This is a genomic window from Pedobacter sp. MR2016-24 (assembly GCF_026239655.1).
Classification (GTDB): domain Bacteria; phylum Bacteroidota; class Bacteroidia; order Sphingobacteriales; family Sphingobacteriaceae; genus Pedobacter.
The window spans coordinates 43,532-62,036 of record NZ_JAPIVO010000010.1; the positions used below are offsets into that span (position 1 = coordinate 43,532).

General features: G+C 42.4%; 15 protein-coding genes. 11 read left to right on the top strand and 4 right to left on the bottom strand.

The window, feature by feature from the left end; all coding sequences use genetic code 11:
• The first annotated feature begins 2 nt into the window (after positions 1-2).
• Positions 3-1,028: a PAS domain-containing protein gene (locus OQX62_RS24850; protein ID WP_265834382.1), complete on the top strand. Its 1,026-nt coding sequence runs from the start codon at positions 3-5 to the stop codon at positions 1,026-1,028.
• On the opposite strand, the gene OQX62_RS24855 is transcribed toward OQX62_RS24850, so the two are convergent.
• On the bottom strand, positions 1,025-2,071 hold the full coding sequence (locus tag OQX62_RS24855) for a glycoside hydrolase family 130 protein (protein WP_265834383.1): 1,047 nt from the start codon (positions 2,069-2,071) through the stop codon (positions 1,025-1,027). The genes OQX62_RS24850 and OQX62_RS24855 overlap by 4 nt on opposite strands.
• Before the next feature lie 128 nt (positions 2,072-2,199).
• Between OQX62_RS24855 and OQX62_RS24860 the strand changes: the two genes are divergently transcribed.
• Both OQX62_RS24860 and OQX62_RS24865 read left to right on the top strand, forming a co-directional pair.
• On the top strand, positions 2,200-4,437 hold the full coding sequence (locus OQX62_RS24860; RefSeq protein WP_265834384.1) for a hypothetical protein: 2,238 nt from the start codon (positions 2,200-2,202) through the stop codon (positions 4,435-4,437).
• Positions 4,438-4,473: 36 nt separating this feature from the next.
• A complete protein-coding gene (locus OQX62_RS24865) occupies positions 4,474-5,415 on the top strand; it encodes a manganese catalase family protein (protein WP_265834385.1) in 942 nt (313 codons plus the stop codon).
• A gap of 113 nt (positions 5,416-5,528) precedes the next feature.
• Here OQX62_RS24865 and OQX62_RS24870 read toward each other — a convergent pair whose 3' ends face one another.
• The gene (locus OQX62_RS24870; protein WP_265834386.1) at positions 5,529-6,011 is read right to left on the bottom strand and encodes a hypothetical protein; all 483 of its coding nucleotides are present in this window, start codon (positions 6,009-6,011) and stop codon (positions 5,529-5,531) included.
• Between the two features lie 4 nt (positions 6,012-6,015).
• Positions 6,016-7,158, bottom strand: a complete 1,143-nt coding sequence (locus tag OQX62_RS24875; protein WP_265834387.1) for a zinc-dependent alcohol dehydrogenase — start codon at positions 7,156-7,158, stop codon at positions 6,016-6,018.
• A 212-nt stretch (positions 7,159-7,370) separates the two neighbouring features.
• On the opposite strand from OQX62_RS24875, the gene OQX62_RS24880 reads away from it, so the two are divergent.
• The 8 genes from OQX62_RS24880 (at position 7,371) to OQX62_RS24915 (ending at position 17,034) form a co-directional block, all read left to right on the top strand.
• Positions 7,371-9,761, top strand: coding sequence for a response regulator (locus tag OQX62_RS24880; protein WP_265834388.1), 2,391 nt, complete (start codon positions 7,371-7,373; stop codon positions 9,759-9,761).
• 102 nt (positions 9,762-9,863) lie between these two features.
• The gene (locus tag OQX62_RS24885) at positions 9,864-10,190 is read left to right on the top strand and encodes a hypothetical protein (protein ID WP_265834389.1); all 327 of its coding nucleotides are present in this window, start codon (positions 9,864-9,866) and stop codon (positions 10,188-10,190) included.
• Between the two features lie 167 nt (positions 10,191-10,357).
• A complete protein-coding gene (locus tag OQX62_RS24890; protein WP_265834390.1) occupies positions 10,358-11,203 on the top strand; it encodes a metallophosphoesterase family protein in 846 nt (281 codons plus the stop codon).
• Positions 11,204-11,628: 425 nt separating this feature from the next.
• The gene (locus tag OQX62_RS24895; RefSeq protein ID WP_265834391.1) at positions 11,629-12,027 is read left to right on the top strand and encodes a cupin domain-containing protein; all 399 of its coding nucleotides are present in this window, start codon (positions 11,629-11,631) and stop codon (positions 12,025-12,027) included.
• Between the two features lie 23 nt (positions 12,028-12,050).
• Positions 12,051-12,554, top strand: coding sequence for a GNAT family N-acetyltransferase (locus tag OQX62_RS24900; protein ID WP_265834392.1), 504 nt, complete (start codon positions 12,051-12,053; stop codon positions 12,552-12,554).
• Between the two features lie 75 nt (positions 12,555-12,629).
• Positions 12,630-13,829 carry a PQQ-dependent sugar dehydrogenase gene (locus tag OQX62_RS24905; protein ID WP_265834393.1) on the top strand — a complete coding sequence of 400 codons (1,200 nt, stop codon included), beginning with the start codon at positions 12,630-12,632 and terminating at the stop codon, positions 13,827-13,829.
• Position 13,830: 1 nt separating this feature from the next.
• Complete coding sequence (locus tag OQX62_RS24910) at positions 13,831-14,802, top strand: gluconolaconase (RefSeq protein WP_265834394.1); 972 nt, start codon at positions 13,831-13,833, stop codon at positions 14,800-14,802.
• 210 nt (positions 14,803-15,012) lie between these two features.
• Positions 15,013-17,034 (top strand): ATP-binding protein, encoded by a 2,022-nt coding sequence (locus OQX62_RS24915; protein WP_265834395.1) that lies wholly within the window; start codon positions 15,013-15,015, stop codon positions 17,032-17,034.
• On the opposite strand, the gene OQX62_RS24920 is transcribed toward OQX62_RS24915, so the two are convergent.
• Positions 17,031-18,239, bottom strand: a complete 1,209-nt coding sequence (locus OQX62_RS24920) for a sensor histidine kinase (protein ID WP_265834396.1) — start codon at positions 18,237-18,239, stop codon at positions 17,031-17,033. The two genes, OQX62_RS24915 and OQX62_RS24920, sit on opposite strands and share 4 nt — an antisense overlap.
• Positions 18,240-18,505: the final 266 nt, after the last annotated feature.

Consider the following 18,505-nt stretch of genomic DNA (forward strand, 5'->3'; position numbering starts at 1 on the left):
ATATGAAAACAGACCAGGTAGAACGTTATTTACAAAAAGATTTTTTATATGACGAGCTGCTTTGTGGCTTTGTATCATTTAGCCCCGATGGCAAAATCCTTTCCATCAATAAAACGATGGCAACCTGGCTTGACACAGATCTGGCGGATCTTAAAGAACGAAACTTTAAAACACTGATGACTAAATCCAGCATGTTATATTACAATATGGTGGTTGCACAACTGTTACATGTGAATCAAAGCGTGAACGAAATCAGTCTTAAATTCCTGGCCAAAGATGGATTTTTCGATGTCTTGCTCAATGCGCAAAGTTATAAAAATGATCAGGGCGATGTTTTTCTGATCAACGCCACCATTCAAAAGATTTCAGAGAGAAAGCGATATGAAAATGAACTGCTGTACGAAAAGCGACATGCAGAAACAGAACGCCGGAAGTTTGAATTCTTATTTAACGCTGCCCCCAATCATATCTGGACAACAGATCCTGAGGGAAAAATCCTGACGATCAACCAGAGAGTAAAAGACTATTTTAATTTGGAACAGCCTACAGATCCTTTTGGTCTTATGGGTATATGGCCTGCCGATCTGAAGAAATATCTCAACCGATGGAAGTTATGCCTGTCAACTGGTAAAATTTTTGAAAGACATATCCGGCTGCTCGGCGTAAGCGGCTCTCCCGAATGGTTTCTGATAAGGGCGGAACCTTTTTATAATGATGAAGGCGCTATTGAAATGTGGTTTTGCTCCGGCACTAACATCAACAAGCAAAAACTACTGGAATTGGCTACCCAGGCAGATCTAAAGTCCAGTTTATCTTCTGCATACAAAACGCTGGATGAGAATGAGGAACTGTTTGTATCCATTGCGATGAACCATTCGCACATGGTGCGTAAACCCCTTGCCAATATTCTGGGCTTGGTAAAGTTAATGGAGATGGAAAATGTAAACGGTGACCTGAAGACGCTGATGGAATTATTGCTGGAAAGTACACAAGAACTCGATAGTATGATCAAAAAGTTAAATCACTAACTCAAGCTGCTCAGGATCTCCCGGATGGAGAAAGTCGCTCCGCATACAAATTCATCTGCCGCACCATAATAAATAGTGAGCTTATCTCCTTCTACCAAATGGCCATTGGTAAATACCACATAACCAAAGAAACCACTTAATTCATAGACTTCCGTAGGGACCATAATCGGATCTATACTTCTTTTAAGCACTTTTGAAGGATCAGTTAAATCCATTAAAAAAGCACCCAGACAGTAACGATGCTCTCCAGTTGCGCCATGGTATATTTCCAGCCAGCCCTCCTCAGTTCTGATAGGAGCAGCCCCGGCACCTACTCTGGCACTGTCCCACATACCCGGCCGTGACTTTACCAGGCATTGATGGTTTCCCCAATGCAAACCATCTGGTGATTCTGCCAGCCAGATAAAATTCCCGCCTATATCCTTGCTGCTGGGACGATGCAGCGCATAGTATTTACCGTTAATTTGTTCTTCGAAAATCGCCACATCTTTATTATGAGGTGGCAGGATCATGCCCTTCCGATCAAAATGCTGCCAGTCGCGCGTAATTTGTAAACCTACTCCTACCCCACTGTCAGAAACCGCAGTATAAGTCAGGTAATAGTCTTCATTTAACTGGCTTACCCTGCAGTCTTCAATACCATAACGTTCCAGTTTACCTTTACCAAACAGCCCCGGATACTTGTCCTCTTCGCTGAAATTGATACCATCTGTGCTGCTCATCAGCCGTAAATGAGAAACTGTCGTCAGGTAATCCAGTCCCTTATAATTATACACCCTTGCATCAGTCGCGATCAGATCCGGATCATTCAGCGGCACTTCAATAATTTCCAGCTTCCCCTCCTCATTCAGCGCGGGGATAAAAGCCCAGTCTTCCACCTGTTTAATACTTTCTGCCACCCTGATCAGCAGCCAGGTTTTGCCTTCAAAAATAAATACCCCAGGATTCAATAAACAGATGACCTGTAGTCCTTCTGCACTTGGTTTCACATCCTTGGGCATTAACAGTGGATTTTGGGGAAATCGCTTGGCCAGATCTTTCATATTACATATTGTTTGGAACTGCAACGTTATTAGCGCTTAAATGTTTGCTTTACCGCGCTACCTATTATTTAAAAAACCTTTCTTTCCAAACTATGTTTAAGCTCCCGAACAACATAAATCTATAGGGTATGAACGCACTGTCACCATGGGCTTTATCTGCTATTGCAGAACTGAGTGAAACTGAAAAAGTACTATATACTAAAAATGTGGGCGACTTTGCTTTTGAGGTTTACATAGATATAGACTCCGTTTGGGTTAAAGTACATATAGCCAAAGGTGGGCAGATCGCTTTCAGAGCTGCATATAGTCCCGGAGCCGGACTGCAACTGATCAATCACGAAGTTACTGAAAACGGTATTGAGCTAATGCTTTCATCAGTGGCAGGGAAACATGACGTAGTCATTTCAATAGTGCAGGGAACACAGTATCCCATTCTCCGCTACACCAGTACAATTAACCCGGCACAGGATCTGTCCGTTCCTTTCTGGCCAAAAGACATCCTGTTTTTATCGGCGAAAGGTCAGGTGAAAAAAACTACCGGAAAAATTCACACCAGTCAGTTTGGTACCAGAACAGGCTTCATTTATATGAGCGATAGTCAGCCGAAACCGGTATCCATTCTTTACCTCCAAAACCTTACTGCTCTGTCTGATTATTGTGAACAGACAGCAACTTCTGCCGGAGATACGGTTGGAGGTGAATGGCCCGAACTGGGATTCTCTTTGCCGGCATCATCAAAACCCCTCAGGGCGGGTAAAGAAATTGTTCTTGCGGATGCCTTTGTGGCTTTCAATGAAGAAGGAGCTAAAGATGAACCTGCACTGATGCGTCATTACCTGGATATGCTGGCCGGTATTTACCTGCTCCTGCCCAAACCAGAAACAACTTATCAAAACTGGCCGGAGATTGTTGAGAAAGGACTCAAAGACCTGATAGACAGCCCCGGTTGCTGGACGCAGATAGCCGGACATAAATATTTTAATGCTTATGTGAGCGATTATGAAACACCACCGGAAATCATGGTGCAGCTGGCTGTCCTGCTTCCCCTGCTGGATTATGTAGAATGGAGCGGTCAGCCTCTGGAGGTTATGGACACGATCAAAGCAGGACTACCCAACTTCTTTGACAAAAAGCTGGGCACCATTATGCGGTGGCTTCCTGCCGCAGAAGATCAGCTGAAAGGTGAAGAAGAGCAAAAAGTGCCCAAAGTGATGGATTCCTGGTATCTTCATCATCCGCTGCTAAACCTTTCCAGACTTGCTTTAAAAGGTGACGCTGTAGCCAAACAACTTTTCCTCGATTCACTTGATTTTGCGATCAGGGTTGCACATCACTTTGATTATCAATGGCCTGTCTTTTACAAAATGGATACGCTGGAAACTGTCAAAGCAGAAACTGCAGAGGGCAAAGGAGGTGAAAAAGATGTTGCCGGACTGTATGCACATGTGATGTTGCAAGCCTGGGAGCTCACTAAAGAAAAGCGTTATCTCCGGGAGGCAGAGGCAGCAGCCAAAACTTTGGAAGGCTATGGCTTCGATATATTTTACCAGGCAAACAATACCGCATTTTCTGCGGGTGCCCTGCTGAGGTTATATAAGATTACTCAAAATGAACTGTATCTGAACCTGAGCTATACCTGTCTCGCCTCAGTTTTCCGGAACGTGCAGCTGTGGGATTGTAATTACGGTTACGGCAAAAACTTCCCGAAATTCTTTTCTTTATATCCGCTGAACGACGCCCCCTATACTGCTGCCTATGAGGAGCAAGAGGTTTTTTGTGCATTTCACGACTATTTAAAACATGCCGACGGGGTTGAAATTTTACCTTCCCTGAGGATGCTTATGGCGGAGTATATCCGCTACCTGGTAGATCGTTGCGTGTATTACTATCCACCCATGCTTCCTGAAGAGATGCTGGAAGAAGATCCCAAAATAGGCGAAATAGATAATAAACTATGGATTGCCCTGGAGGATTTACAGGACGGCTGGATGAAATCAGGAACTGTGGGTCAGGAAGTATATGGAGCAGGAAATGCTTTTGGCATTCTTCCCCGTCACTTTGTGCAGGTACCTGGAGAAAACTTTATGGTCTATCTGGATTATCCGACTTCCGGCTTTACCGCCAGAAAGGGCAAAAATCTCCATTTTCGTGTATTGGGTGACAATAGGCTGAACTGCCGGATGATGATTGTTAAAACCGGCACAGGCAAACTCCCTGAAATGGTCGTTAAACAAAAAGGAAGCAAAGGAACTATTCAAAGCAGGAAGGTAAAGGACGGTCATCTGGAGTTTATGATCAATGGCGGAAGCGATTTCTTTATAACCATTATCAATAGTGCAAAGTTGAAACATAAAAGTATGGCCTAGGTTTAAGCACCATCTACACTTAAAAACAACAAAATTATGTTTCATCATTCAAAAGATTTACAATTCAACGCAAGAGTATCAAGACCTGATCCTTATTTTGCAAACATCTTACTGGAGCAATTTGGCGGCGAAAACGGCGAACTTGCAGCGGCAATGCAGTACTTCACTCAGGCCTTTGGTGCGAAGCTGCCCCATCCTGACAAATACGATATGCTTATGGATATCGCAACAGAAGAGTTCTCACACCTGGAAATTGTAGGTGCAACTATTCAGATGCTGCTTAAAGGAGTAAACGGAGAGTTAAAAGATGCGGCCGACCAGAGTGAAATTATGCAGGTAATGGATGGAAAAGCGACTAAAGAGACGATCATTCATGCAGCGTTATCAGCTAATCCGCAGTTTCCAATTATTACTGGTGGCGGACCTACTTTGAGGAACAGCCAGGGTATTCCATGGTGTGCATCTTATATTCACTCGAATGGAGACTTAACGGTCGACCTAAGAAGTAACCTTGCTTCTGAATCACGTGCCAAAATAGTTTACGAACACCTGATGAAGTTTACTGATGATCCTTACGTAAAGGATACGCTTTCATTTTTAATGACGCGCGAAGTAGCACATTATAAGATGTTTGAGGCTGCACTGGATTCAATTCAACCTAATTTCCCTCCAGCGGTGTTGCAGGCAGATCCACGTTTCACCCAACAATATTTCAACTTCTCTCCTGAGCAAAGCGTGAGAGGTCCATGGAACGAAGGCGAAATGCCAGGTATGGGCAAACAGTGGGAATATGTTGCAGATCCGGTAAGTCATGTAAAAGAAACTGCTGGTCTGACCATCAATGAGGAAGATAAGACGAAAGAACTGAAAGCAACGGCTAAGCTTGATGAAAAGATGAGCAAAGTGAAAAGCGAAGAAGTTAAAAAAGCTGATCCTGAAGGCGTAGCACAATGGAGCGATTACGATAGTAAAGCATAGATATTCACAGGCTTATAAGTGATAAATATAAACTGATTACTAACATAAAACCCCGGCTTGACCGGGGTTTTATCATAGCTGATCATTTCTAATCATCAATTTATTAAATGTCCTTATCTCTTTTTCTTTAAGGCCTGATATAGAAAAAATCCAACAGCAGCATAGGTAGCAGCTTTAATGATCACTCCTTTCGGATTGTATTTCAACTCCATCTTCCAGCCGCCTTCTGCAAAACAGTTTGGAATCTGGCCTTTGCTGATATCTTCAATAATACCCTCTACTACATTTACCCGGTCTGCCAGGATCAGCGGTATCCAGTGGCGGTAACGGTCTTCACTATGGGTAAAGGCCCAACGTCTGATCACACCGCTTAACCCCGAAGGGGGAACGGAGGTACCGAACACCGTTGTCATAGCCGGGCGTTCATTTGACATCAGGATTTCAACATCCTGGGGCTGTGGTTGAGATCTTTCATAGTTGATTCTATTGTGATCGTCTCCCGTGTAATTTTTCATTGGATAGGTCGGCTCATTTTCCGGATCAGAATCCATCCCCCAACCGGGTATCTGTTTATAATCTATGCTGTAATTTTTCATAAGCTTAATGTTTTGCTGATGGTATTAGTACTGTTTTAATACAATTGTCCAGTTTGGACGAGAACAGACGATAGGCATCTGCCACTTCTTCCAGTGGAATCCTGTGCGTAATCAGGTCTTTAGGTGATAGGCGACCCGATTGTACATGGTCTATCAGTTTAGGCAAGAGTCTTTTCACGGAAGCCTGATTTGCCCTTATGGTAATCCCCTTATTCACTACATTTCCAATTGGCAGTAAATTAAATGGCGGACCATATACACCTACAATAGAAACAATCCCACCCTTTTTCACGGAATTGATTGCCCACTGCAGTGCGGTTGCAGCACCAGCCTGCAACAACATCACTCTGCCACTGAGAGTCTGCAAGGTATTTCCCTCAGCTTCGCAGCCTACGCAGTCGATACACACATCGGCTCCATACCAGTCGGTTGTTTTCTTCAGGAATACCACAGGATCTTCCATATCCTTAAAATTATAAGCTTCACATTTAGCATAGTTCTGTGCGAACGCTAAGCGGTAATCAATATGGTCGATAATAATTACCCTGGAAGGTCCGAAAAACCAGGCACACCTGGCCGCCATAATTCCTATCGGACCCGCGCCAAAGATGACTACTGTATCTCCCTGTTTGATCCCGCCCATTTCGGCTGCCTGATAACCTGTAGGTACCACATCGGTCAGCATCACAGCATCATCCGGATCCATATCAGCTGGAATAACTGTGGGCCCGACATCTGCAAAAGGTACCCTTACATATTCCGCCTGTCCGCCATTATAGCCCCCGGCCGTATGTGAATATCCAAAAATTGCGCCTACTGCGGTGGCCATCGGGTTCGATTCATGGCAGTTTCCATACAGTCCCTGCTTACAGAAATTACATTTTCCGCAGGCAATATTAAAAGGCACCAGTACCTGATCGCCTACTTTCAGCTTTTGAACCAGCGGGCCTACTTCCTCAACGATGCCAACAAACTCATGGCCAAAGGTAGAACCAACCCGTGTGTCAGGAACCATACCATGATAAAGGTGAAGGTCAGATCCGCAGATACAGGTGCGGGTCACATGAACAATTGCATCTTCTGGATGCAATATTTCTGGCATGGGCTTTTCTACTGCCCGAACCCTATAGGGTCCTCGATAATCCATTGCTAACATATGGTTGTTTTTAGGTACAGCCCTTATTTGCGGGCAACAAAAAATTATTACCAGCTTATACAAGGGCGGTCATCCTTTGTTTTAAATGAATTAAAAAAGCCTTCGGCTGCCCTATCATTCAAATAACCATAGCTTAACATGAATTTAACACCTTAATCTCTGTCAATCCGTAATTTCGCACCTGCGTTCCCTTAAAACAACTAATGTTAAAATCTTTCAAAGCCAGACTGCTCTTAAGTTTTTGCTCTTTTATCCCACTCATATTAATCTGGTTAACTACTTATCTATACATTAATTACCAGCAAAGGAAACTCAAAGCCTTTTCTGCAGCATTGACACACATACAAGTTCAGTATCTGGAAAGCACAGGAAATCTGCAGAAATTCATGTTATCCGGCTATCATGAAGCCGGATTTTATCAAACTGGCAGACAGCGGGATATCGATGAATTTCTGCAGCTGCAGCAGTATATCAGCAATCACCTGAATAAGCTCAGAATCAGCGCGGTAAAAAACCACCTGCAAATCAACGGCCCCTTAGACAGTCTCATTAGTTTGAATTTGCAGACATTGAAATTAGGTTATACGCTGAAACAGATTTACCTGAAAAAAGGATTCGAGGATTATGGCATAGAAGGTGAAATGCGTCAATTCGCGCATCGTATTGAAAATTCAAATGTAATCCCCGGCAAACAGATCCTGCAACTGAGACGCCATGAAAAGGATTATATGCTGCGAGGTAAGCAGGAATATGCAAGACTTTTTTTTAAAGAGATAGATTCCCTGCTGCAACTGGTAAATAATGACACGAAGGTAACAGCATTACAAAGCTACAAACAGTATTTTACCAATTTTGTAGCCTATACAGAGAAATTGGGAATAGACCGTAAAAAAGGCATCGCACCAGCACTGCAGGCTAATATAGATCATTTTCACAACCAGTTTATCGTGACCAATGAAGCCTCAGACAATGACATGCATGAGGTGCAGATACAGTTCAATATCATCTTAATTGTTGTTTCCTTAGCCGTCCTGATTCTGATCGTATGGCTGAGCCTTTCTTTATCTGATTACCTTACGCGTGACATCAAAGAGCTGAACAACCGCATGGAAGCTTTTATTAATTCAGATTTCAGGGATATACAATCCTCTGATGGTGGACGGCTCCTGGCCAATAGTATAGAATTAAGTAAGCTATACCAGGATTTCAGCCTGTTAAAGACTACCCTAAAAACATATATCAGTAACCTGAACAGACATGCAGCTGAAATCAAAATTCAATCTATCAAGTCTCAGGAATTAAACGAAGAATTGCAGGTACAATCCGAAGAAATGCAGGCGCAGTCGGAAGAGCTCCATATTTTGAATATTGAATTGCAAACGCAAAAAGAGCAGGAAGAAATTGCACGTGAACTGGCAGATAAAGCCAATCAGGCAAAAAGTATTTTCCTGGCTACAATGAGTCACGAAATCAGGACGCCACTTAATGGGGTTTTAGGTATGGTTTCCCTATTGCATGAAACTAAGCTGGATGCCGAACAAACAGAGTTTGTGGAAACGATCAAACTGAGTGGAGAAAGCCTTTTGAGCGTAATCAATGATGTACTTGACTTTTCTAAAATCGAGTCGGGCAAGCTGGAACTGGATCCGCATAACTTCAATTTAAAGCTATGTATAGAAGAAGTGATAGAGATGTTTTCGGGCAGAGCTGTAGAAGCAGGTTTGAGCCTGGGTTACAGTATCGCTGAGCATGTGCCAAACTTACTGGTAGCCGACAGCCTGAGACTAAAACAGGTGCTGATTAACCTGATGGGTAATGCGCTGAAGTTTACCGGTAAAGGGGGCGTATTTTTGGCTATCAGCATGAACGGATATCATTCAGACGACACATTAGAACTTGTGTGCGAGGTAAGGGACACAGGCATAGGCATTCCGGCAGATAGGATTTCGAGATTGTTTAAGGCATTTTCCCAGGTTGACTCCTCTACTACAAGAAGATATGGCGGCACAGGATTAGGGCTTGCTATCTGTGAAAGACTAGTGCATCTTTTAGGCGGAATAATCACTGTAAAAAGCGAGGTAGACAAAGGGACATCCTTTTTTTTCACGATGAAATCATTGATTGGAAACAAAGTTACATTACAGATTGAAGCCCTGCAAAAACCTGTGGCACCAGAGTTACTTTCGGATGATTTTGCCATTAGCAATCCCCTGCGGATCCTGGTGGCTGAAGATAATATCATTAACCAGAAGCTGATTTTAAAAATACTTCATAAATTGGGATACCATCCTCAGTTGGCCATGAATGGGAAAGAAGTACTGCATGTAATAGGAGATGATCATTTTGATGTGGTGTTAATGGATATTCAAATGCCCGAAATGGATGGTTTAGAAGCCACTCAGGCGATCAGAACCAGCAATATCAAGCAACCTATCATTATTGCAATGACGGCCAATGCCATGCAGGAAGATAAAGATGAATGTCTTCGGTTAGGAATGAACGACTACCTGTCCAAACCGATCCATCTGGAAAGTTTGCTGGGTGCTTTATCACGAGCTTCGAATAGCATATTTGCATATCAAAATAATGATTAAAAGCATGGTAATGTTAACTAAATCAGTTAACTTAACATAAAAATAATATTATACTAATATTACCATAACATATCTTTGCTCATCAAGACACGCATACAGGTTATGAAAAAAAACAAACTGAAATCATTAGTTAAAGCAGCGAGAAAGACTGCAGAAAAAGACATCCATCTTAGTTTAGTAACTAGTTTACAGGAAATAGCCGGCAAATTTGGAGAAGGCTCTAAAAAATTAAACAAAGATATAGAGAAAGGCGCAAGAAGGTTGGCAAAAAAAATTGCAACAGCTATTAAAATAGATAAATCAGTTTTTATTGAGGTAAAAGAAGAAACAAATGTTGCCGGGATTGAAACTATTGACGCACCTATCCTGGTAAAAAAAGAGGCTAAAGTTAAAGCTGTCACAACTCCGGTTGTCGAAACTGAAAACTAAATAGTTTTACCATCAGATTGACCATACATAGCTATGGTCAATTTTCTTCTGCACTGCTGGGATTTTAGACGGAGAGAAAAGATTAACACAAGTTTAACCTTGAATATTATTATTTCAATCGGTTTAAGCTTAGTATTGTGATCTTTTTTAAATTCAAATTGTTAATAATGTCCAACCGCAGATTTTTTATCAAAAGCAGCCTTGCAAGTTTAGTATTGGCTGGAATATCACCCGGCGTATCAGCTTTAACTCCGGCAGATCAGTATGAATTACCTGCCGCCGGAAAAAAAGCTAAACTACGTTTTGCGATTGCGTCAGACGGTCATTACGGACAACCGGGAACGGATTATAAAAATGACCATAGCAATATGGTAAAATGGCTGAATGAAGCACATGATACCAGCGAGCTAGACTTTGTAATTATCAATGGTGATTTGGTACATGACCGCCCGGATTTACTTCCCGAGGTTAAAAAAGATTATTACGATCATTTAAAAGTTCCTTTTTACGCTATTCCGGGTAATCATGACCATACAGATACCGCTACCTGGAAATCAATTTTTGGTTATGAAGACAATTTTTCGATGGAAAAAAACGGTGTAGGTTTTGTGCTGGCCAATACCTCCAATACTACCGGCAAGTACCTTGCCCCTAACAATGACTTTATTAAAAGAGAACTGGATAAGTTTAAAGACTTAAAAACAGTATTTGTGGTATTACATATCCCGCCACATCTCTGGGTACCGGAAAATGCCTTTGTAGATTCTCCTGAGACTGTTACTTTATTGCATCAATATCCAAATGTAAAAGCAGTATTTCATGGTCATGACCATAGTCTGGATGCCGTGTTTTACACCAATAAACTTCCCCACTTTTTTGACTCACACATTGGTGGCAGCTGGGGAACGGCCTACCGCGGTTATAGAATAGTTGAAGTAGACGAAAATGACAAGATCAGTACCTATCAGGTAAATGCCAGCAAAACTCCCTTGCTGAACGAGACCGCTTTGTAGTCTGTTGAATTGACAAGCTTGTATGAGGTGCAGCAATTTGCTTGAAATCTAACCCTTGAATTCTTCGTCAAAAAGCTGCCTGGTTGATTAATTTAAGTAACGATATTCATTAAGAGAATAACCTAAGTGCTGTTTAAAAGAATGGAGTACCGTGAATCAATTCAGGATGAAATAGCAATGCCCATCCCCCCGCAGCTGCCGTCATGTTGTAGGTGTTATAGGTAATAATGGTAAGATAACCAGTAATCCGTATAACTATTCCCTTTTATATAATACGGAACTTTGTCCTGTGCAAAACGTTATAGATAGCAACCTGTTCAAACATTTTCAATATAAAGAAATCGCAAAACCGTAAATTAGTAAACATGAGTCGGCAGAGCTTTATAATCGTAAAATAAGCAACAATCATTGTATTAAAAAAAATCATGGAAAAGCAAGAAAAAGAGCGGCTCGAAGGCTTTGTACCAGCACCTGCACAATATTTTACCGGTCAGGCAAAATTAAAAATGTTTGTTCAGCCAGATGAAATCACCAACTGTTCTGTAGCAGACGTATGGTTCGATGCGGGAACCAGAAACTTTTGGCACACACATGGCAGCAACCAGATTTTGATAGTGAAGGAAGGTCTTTGTTATTACCAGGAAGAAGGTGAACCATTGCGTAAGATTCCAGCTGGCAGTGTGCTCAATATCCTCCCTGGTGTCAAACACTGGCATGGTGCCTCACCCGATGGAACAATGATGCACACGGCCATTAATATCAATACAGATAAAGGTACAGTGACCTGGCTGGAAGAAGTTACTGATGAACAATATCACGGCTAAAATCCATTTTGTATCTTTGTTGAATGAGCATAAGATTAGCAAAAACAGAAGATATACCTCAGATTATGGCTTTGGTGCGTAAAGTTGTTCCATTGATGCGTGCCTCCGGAAACTTTCAGTGGGGAGACGATTATCCGAATCCGGAAGTTTTTGCAAAAGATATTGCTATCGGCCAGTTATGGCTATCAGAACTGGCCGGTAGCATTGTAGGTATTTCTGCAATCACTATGGATCAGGATCCTGAATATGCTGATGCAGGATGGGACATTACTGAAAAAGCTATTGTTACGCACCGGCTGGCAGTAGACCCTGATTGTCAGGGAAAAGGTATTGCAAAAGCGCTGATGGCACAGGCAGAACAGGTGGCGAAAGATCGGGGCATAACGATTTTAAGAGTAGATACCAATAGTGAGAATATGGCCACCAGAGCGCTTTTCCCCAAGCTCGGATATGAGTTTAGCGGAGAAATTGGCCTGGCTAAACGCCCCGGTCTCCGGTTCCACTGTTTTCAAAAACTGTTATCCTGACAGCTGGTTGTAATTGGCCATAAGATTCAAAACTAAAAACACGGAAGGGTGTTAAGGTTGCAAAATGAATCTCCTATGAAACGATTACATCTATTTTTACCCTCATTGCTCGCCCTTTCGGTCTGCACAACGCAAGTGAATGCACAGCGGGGACTCCCTCCTAAGGAAGTGACCAAATCGGTCAATGTTACAAAGTATGCACAGGTACTGGAATTCAAACCCGAAATGCTGAAGCTTTTAAAAACACCTCCGGGCTGGCAGGTAACTCTCGCTGCCTCAGGGTTGGGTAAACCAAGAATGTTATACACCAGTCCGCAAGGCAATGTATATGTTACCCGCAGAGATGGTGGCGATGTACTGATGCTGGAGGACAAGGATGGCGACAACAAGTTCGAAAACCTGGTTACGGTAGTGGCCGACTTTAAAGGTGTGCACGGGATTACCATGAAAGACAACTGGTTATACCTATGCAACAGCAATGAAGTACGCCGGTATCCGGTTAAACCCGATGGCACATTAAATCTTCCTGCTGCTGAAATTCTGATCAGGGATCTGCCCGATGGTGGTCAGCATCCCAACAGAACAATGGACTTCGGACCAGACGGACAATTGTATATCAGTGTAGGTTCGCTTTGTAATGACTGTAAAGAGAGTGACAAGGAAACGGCAGTGATGCTGCAGGTCAATCCAGCTAACTGGTCGCGCATGATCTACGCAAGTGGTTTACGTAATACCATTGGCTTCGACTGGCATCCGCAAACGAAAGAAATGTGGGGCATAGATAATGGTGGTGATACAAAGGGCAGCGAATGGCCGCCTGAAGAAGTAAACAGGATTATCAAAGGCGGCGACTATGGTTTTCCTTATGCATACGGCAAGCGAGAAGTAGATAAAAGTCGCGAAGACCCGGCCGGCAATACCAAGGAAGCCGTAGTGAAAAACACGCAACCCTCTGTACTGGAACTGACTGCACATATGGCTCCTATCGCTTTCACCTTTTTCCGTGGCGCGGCTAATATTCCACAGGAATGGGCGGGCGACGGACTGGTAGCATGGCATGGTTCATGGAATGCGGAGAAACCTGTAGGTTTTAAAGTTCAGCGTATCCATTTCGAAAATGGAGTAGCAGCTGGTGCAGAAGATTTTCTGACCGGTTTTCTGCAAGGCGAAGCCCGCTTTGGAAGACCTGCAGGAATCACAGTAACCAAAAACGGTACGGTATACATTTCTGATGATGCCGGAGGAAATATTTACGCAATCACTAAAACTAAATAAGATGAAAGCATTAACCTATATCGCACTGGGTGTAATTGGCCTGGCTACTATAGCGGCCGTTAATCCCGCACCTACTACCAGAATTGAATTTGATGCTTTGGAAAGTTATCCCGAAGGCATAACCTTTGATAAGGTTGCCAATGTTTATTATGTTTCTTCGGCAAGGCTGGGGAATATCGGTACAGTGACACCAACAGGAGTCTACAGTGTTTTACATGCAGACACTACCTTAAAATCTACCTATGGTCTCAAAATCCATCCCGATGGTAAACACCTGTTCGCTTGTGTTTCGGATGCGAACTATAGTAAATATACCCATCCGCTTACCCGGATGAAGATGGCTCGCCTGATTGCTGTAGATTTAAAGACTGGTAAAAAGACGATGGACACTGATCTGTCCAGACTGATTCCGGGAAAACATTTTGCGAATGACCTGGCCTTTGATGCACAAAATAATGCCTATGTAACAGACAGTTTTGCCGGTGCAATTTATAAAGTATCGCCAGATGGCAAAGCTACTGTATTTGCTAAAGATGAATTATTCAAAACTGCAGGTACTGGTCTGAATGGTATCGTATTTCATCCTGATGGTTATCTTATTGTTGATAATAGCGCAAAAGGACAGTTATTTAAGGTTGATCTTAAAAACCCCAAAAACGTAAGCCGGATTGTTACCGGGCAATATTTCACCGGAGCAGATGGTTTGTTGCTGACGGATAAAAATACGCTGACCATGGTAGTAAATGGTGGTATCGACAAGATTTTTCAATTGAGTAGTACAGATAACTGGCAATCCGCTAAAGTGAGTGCCAGCACACTTGTAACTGACCGCTTTACCTACCCTGCTACCGCTACACAAAACGGTAAGAACATCTGGGTAATGAATGCACAGTTTAATCAGCTGCTTGACAGTAACTCAGTTCCTGTAAAAACATTTGCCATTCAGCAGGTGAATTATATTCCCGTAAAGTAAGCAACTGAAAACTCAGACTCCGCCATAAATTATTAAACACACCCCGGGCTGCAAAGGATTCAAACCCATTGTACCTTGGGGTGTTGATGTTTTAAAAGGGAATTAGTCTTTATTTATCTGTCTTGGTTCTTATTTCCGGACATTCAAAATTCAAAACAAATCCTTATCTTTTCCCGTTTTTCACAGATTAAGCCTGTTTCATTTTAAAATATGACCTCTACTCCGGATCAACATAGTTCAAACGAAATTAAAGTCGCAGCAAGTGAAGCTCGTTTCCGAGCACTCGTCACCGCTACTACTGACGTGATTTACAGTGTAAGCGCCGATTGGAAAGTAATGTATGAACTTGATGGCCGTGGTTTTCTAAAAGATGCTGATGAACCAACTACGGATTGGATGTCTGCCAATGTCCATCCAGAGGATGTAGAAAAAGTGAAAGCAGCTATAGCTGAAGCCATACAAAGCAAAAAAATTTTTCAACTGGAACACCGGGTATTGCGTGCTGATGGAAGTCCCGGCTGGACCTTCTCACGTGCAGTGCCTATTTTGAATGACCAGGATGAAATTATGGAGTGGTTCGGCACAGCAAGTGATATTACTGAACAAAAAACAGCTGAAGAGGCGTTAAGGGAAACAAGGGCACAATCAGACCAGCAAAAAAGAGTGTATGAAACTGTGACCTCTAATACGCCCGATTTGATGTATGTGTTTAGTCTGGATTATATATTCACCTATGCTAACCGCGCATTACTCAACATGTGGGGTAAAACCTGGGACACCGCAGTGGGTAAAGGATTACGGGAAAACGGATATGAAGAATGGCATGCCTTAATGCACGAAAGGGAAATTGATAAGGTCAAGGCAACAAAACAGTCAATTCGGGGTGAAGTGTCATTCCCGCACGCCACTCTTGGCCGTCGTGTATATGATTACATTCTAACACCGGTTATCAATGAGCGGGGTGAAGTAGAAGCCGTAGCCGGTACCACCCGTGATGTTACTGAACGCAAACAATGGGAAGATTCGCTGGCTACAGGGGCAGAGCAGTTACAAGCCATTAATGAAGAAATGGCGGCTACCAACGAAGAGCTTGCTGCTTCTAATGAAGAGTTGATCTCTACTAACGAAGAACTGGCCTTAGTTAACCATGAATTAATTAAAGCCCAGCACAAGATTGAAGAAGGACAAGTAGCCTTCCGCTTAGCAGTCAATGCTGCTAATTTTGGTACCTGGCATATCCACTCAGTCACGCGCGAATTCATCACTGATGCCCGCCTGAAGGAATTATTTGGTTACTATCCGGAAGAATCACTTTCTATAGAGCAGGCGATTGCGCAGATCACTGAAGAATACCGAAGTTATGTATCGGCCAAATTGGAGAATGCGATTTATAATAATGGAGACTATGATGTTACTTATCCTGCAATTGGCCTGCATGACAATCAGTTACGCTGGATGCGCGCTATTGGTAACCTGAAATTAGATCCTTCAGGTGCATTTTCTGCCTTTACGGGTATAGTAATGGATATTACGGAACAGAAGCAAGATGAAATCCGCAAGAATGATTTCATAGGCATGGTGAGTCATGAACTGAAGACGCCACTGACGTCTATGAAAGGCTACATCCAGATATTGCTTTCCAAATTGAAAAAACAGGAAGATGAGTTTATTTTAGGTGCACTGCAAAAAGCAAACGGGCAGATCTCAAAAATGACCAGTATGATCAATGGTTTCCTGAATATTTCCAGACTGGAATCTGGTAAGATACATATAGACCATCAGATCTTTGATCTGGCCCTGCTGATCAGAGAATCAGAAGAAGAGTCTTTGGCCACAATTACCAGCCATACCTTGATTTATGAGCCTGTAGAAACTACTTTTGTAGATGCAGACCGGGACAAGATTGGTCAGGTCATCCATAATCTGATCAGCAATGCGGTAAAATATTCACCTCAGGGCACCACAATTCATATTGCATGCGTTACTGTTAAGGGTGTTGCCAAAATCACGGTGAAAGATCATGGAATGGGAATTAAACCTGATGATATTTCAAAAATATTTGACCGGTATTACCGCGTTGATGGCGACCATATGTTTTCAATTTCCGGCTTTGGAATAGGCTTATACCTATGTGCAGAAATCATTCACCGGCACCATGGGGAAGTATGGGCAGAAAGTGAATTTGGCGAAGGATCTACATTTGGATTTAGTCTTCCGCTATCAGTATCTTAAATTGATTTGCTGAATTTTACTGTAAAAACGGATCCTGCTCCTAATTGAGATTTTAATTGTATATCGCCATTAAGCACATTTACCAGATCTTTTACTGTTGACAGCCCGATCCCTGTTCCCTTCTTTTCAAAACGATCTGTCTGGTTCAGGGTAAAGTTGGAGGAAAAGATCTGCTGATGAAACTGGGGTGCAATACCAACTCCGTTATCAGCTACTTCAAGCAAATAATGATCATCTACATCAAGGATACTCACTATTACTTTACCTTCTGCCTTATCATTATAACGAATAGCGTTGCTGATCAGATTCAGCAAAATCTGTTCAATGGCAATTACAGAATAAAAGATTTCTGTCAGGGGTGAATGAAAATCTATCCTGAAATTTGCGGGTATCTGCAATAAATTCTTCAGCCGCTCAAATAAGGTCTTTAGGTTTATCTTTTGCTTTCTGGCAATTAAAGATCCGGGCGACTTTGAGTATTCCAGCATTTCATCTACAAGGCTAAGCAATGTCCTTGTGGAAGTTATATTGATATCAATCAGTTTGAGTGCGCGTTCATCCCCTACTTTTTCTGTGCTGGCCCTGAGCAACTGCGAGGTCAGCAACATACTGCTGAGCGGATTTTTAATATCATGTGCCGCCATTGAAGCGAACTTCTGGATCAGCACATTTGAATTCATCAGTTCATGATTCGCCTTTTCCAGTTTGGCTACCTTTCTTTTCAGCTCGATCTTATCTACAACCTGTAGCGCGAGCGATTTCAGTGCAGCCACCTGTTCGGCAGATAAATCACGTACTTGCTGGTCAATCACGCATATCGTCCCCAATGCATAACCATCTTCACTAATCAATGGCACTCCTGCATAAAAAACAAGTTTGGCAGGTCCGGTCACCATTGGATTATCGGCAAATCTTGCGTCCTTTGTAGCATCCTGCACAATCATGACGTCTTCTGACGAAGCTATTGTATGGGTACAAAAAGAAAGCTCTCTTTGATTTTCTGTAAAGTCAGTTCCAATATGTGATTTGAAATATTGTCTTTTATCGTCAATGAAAGTAATGAGCGAAATGGGAATACCACATATTGCAGCCGCAATGCTTGCAATTGCATCAAATTCCTTATCTTCTCCGCTGTCCATCAAATTATAGTCTGCCAATGCGGTCAGCCGTTCATTTTCATTTTGCGGTAAGGGAAATTCAAACATAGATTAGATTATTTAACAAAGATAACATTTTAAAAGCAAGGGTCTGATCTTCAAAAAAATCAGACCCTCACCTGATTAATCATGTTATTTTCTTCTTGCAGTTAGCCTTGTAGCCCGCTTATTCTGTTGATCATCTTCATCACTGAGAATGATTCCCCAATATCCATAGTATTTTATTAAAAATATAAATGGAATTTTGGGATAAAAAGAAAGACCTGCCGTTAAGCAGGTCTTTTTTAATTATAGCCGGTTCTGATTAAAATAAG

Coding starts and splice junctions, on each gene's coding strand:
- OQX62_RS24850 (WP_265834382.1), top strand. CDS start 3: ATGAAAACAGACCAGGTAGAACGTTATTTACAAAAAGATTTTTTATAT.
- OQX62_RS24855 (WP_265834383.1), bottom strand. CDS start 2,071: ATGAAAGATCTGGCCAAGCGATTTCCCCAAAATCCACTGTTAATGCCC.
- OQX62_RS24860 (WP_265834384.1), top strand. CDS start 2,200: ATGAACGCACTGTCACCATGGGCTTTATCTGCTATTGCAGAACTGAGT.
- OQX62_RS24865 (WP_265834385.1), top strand. CDS start 4,474: ATGTTTCATCATTCAAAAGATTTACAATTCAACGCAAGAGTATCAAGA.
- OQX62_RS24870 (WP_265834386.1), bottom strand. CDS start 6,011: ATGAAAAATTACAGCATAGATTATAAACAGATACCCGGTTGGGGGATG.
- OQX62_RS24875 (WP_265834387.1), bottom strand. CDS start 7,158: ATGGATTATCGAGGACCCTATAGGGTTCGGGCAGTAGAAAAGCCCATG.
- OQX62_RS24880 (WP_265834388.1), top strand. CDS start 7,371: ATGTTAAAATCTTTCAAAGCCAGACTGCTCTTAAGTTTTTGCTCTTTT.
- OQX62_RS24885 (WP_265834389.1), top strand. CDS start 9,864: ATGAAAAAAAACAAACTGAAATCATTAGTTAAAGCAGCGAGAAAGACT.
- OQX62_RS24890 (WP_265834390.1), top strand. CDS start 10,358: ATGTCCAACCGCAGATTTTTTATCAAAAGCAGCCTTGCAAGTTTAGTA.
- OQX62_RS24895 (WP_265834391.1), top strand. CDS start 11,629: ATGGAAAAGCAAGAAAAAGAGCGGCTCGAAGGCTTTGTACCAGCACCT.
- OQX62_RS24900 (WP_265834392.1), top strand. CDS start 12,051: ATGAGCATAAGATTAGCAAAAACAGAAGATATACCTCAGATTATGGCT.
- OQX62_RS24905 (WP_265834393.1), top strand. CDS start 12,630: ATGAAACGATTACATCTATTTTTACCCTCATTGCTCGCCCTTTCGGTC.
- OQX62_RS24910 (WP_265834394.1), top strand. CDS start 13,831: ATGAAAGCATTAACCTATATCGCACTGGGTGTAATTGGCCTGGCTACT.
- OQX62_RS24915 (WP_265834395.1), top strand. CDS start 15,013: ATGACCTCTACTCCGGATCAACATAGTTCAAACGAAATTAAAGTCGCA.
- OQX62_RS24920 (WP_265834396.1), bottom strand. CDS start 18,239: ATGTTTGAATTTCCCTTACCGCAAAATGAAAATGAACGGCTGACCGCA.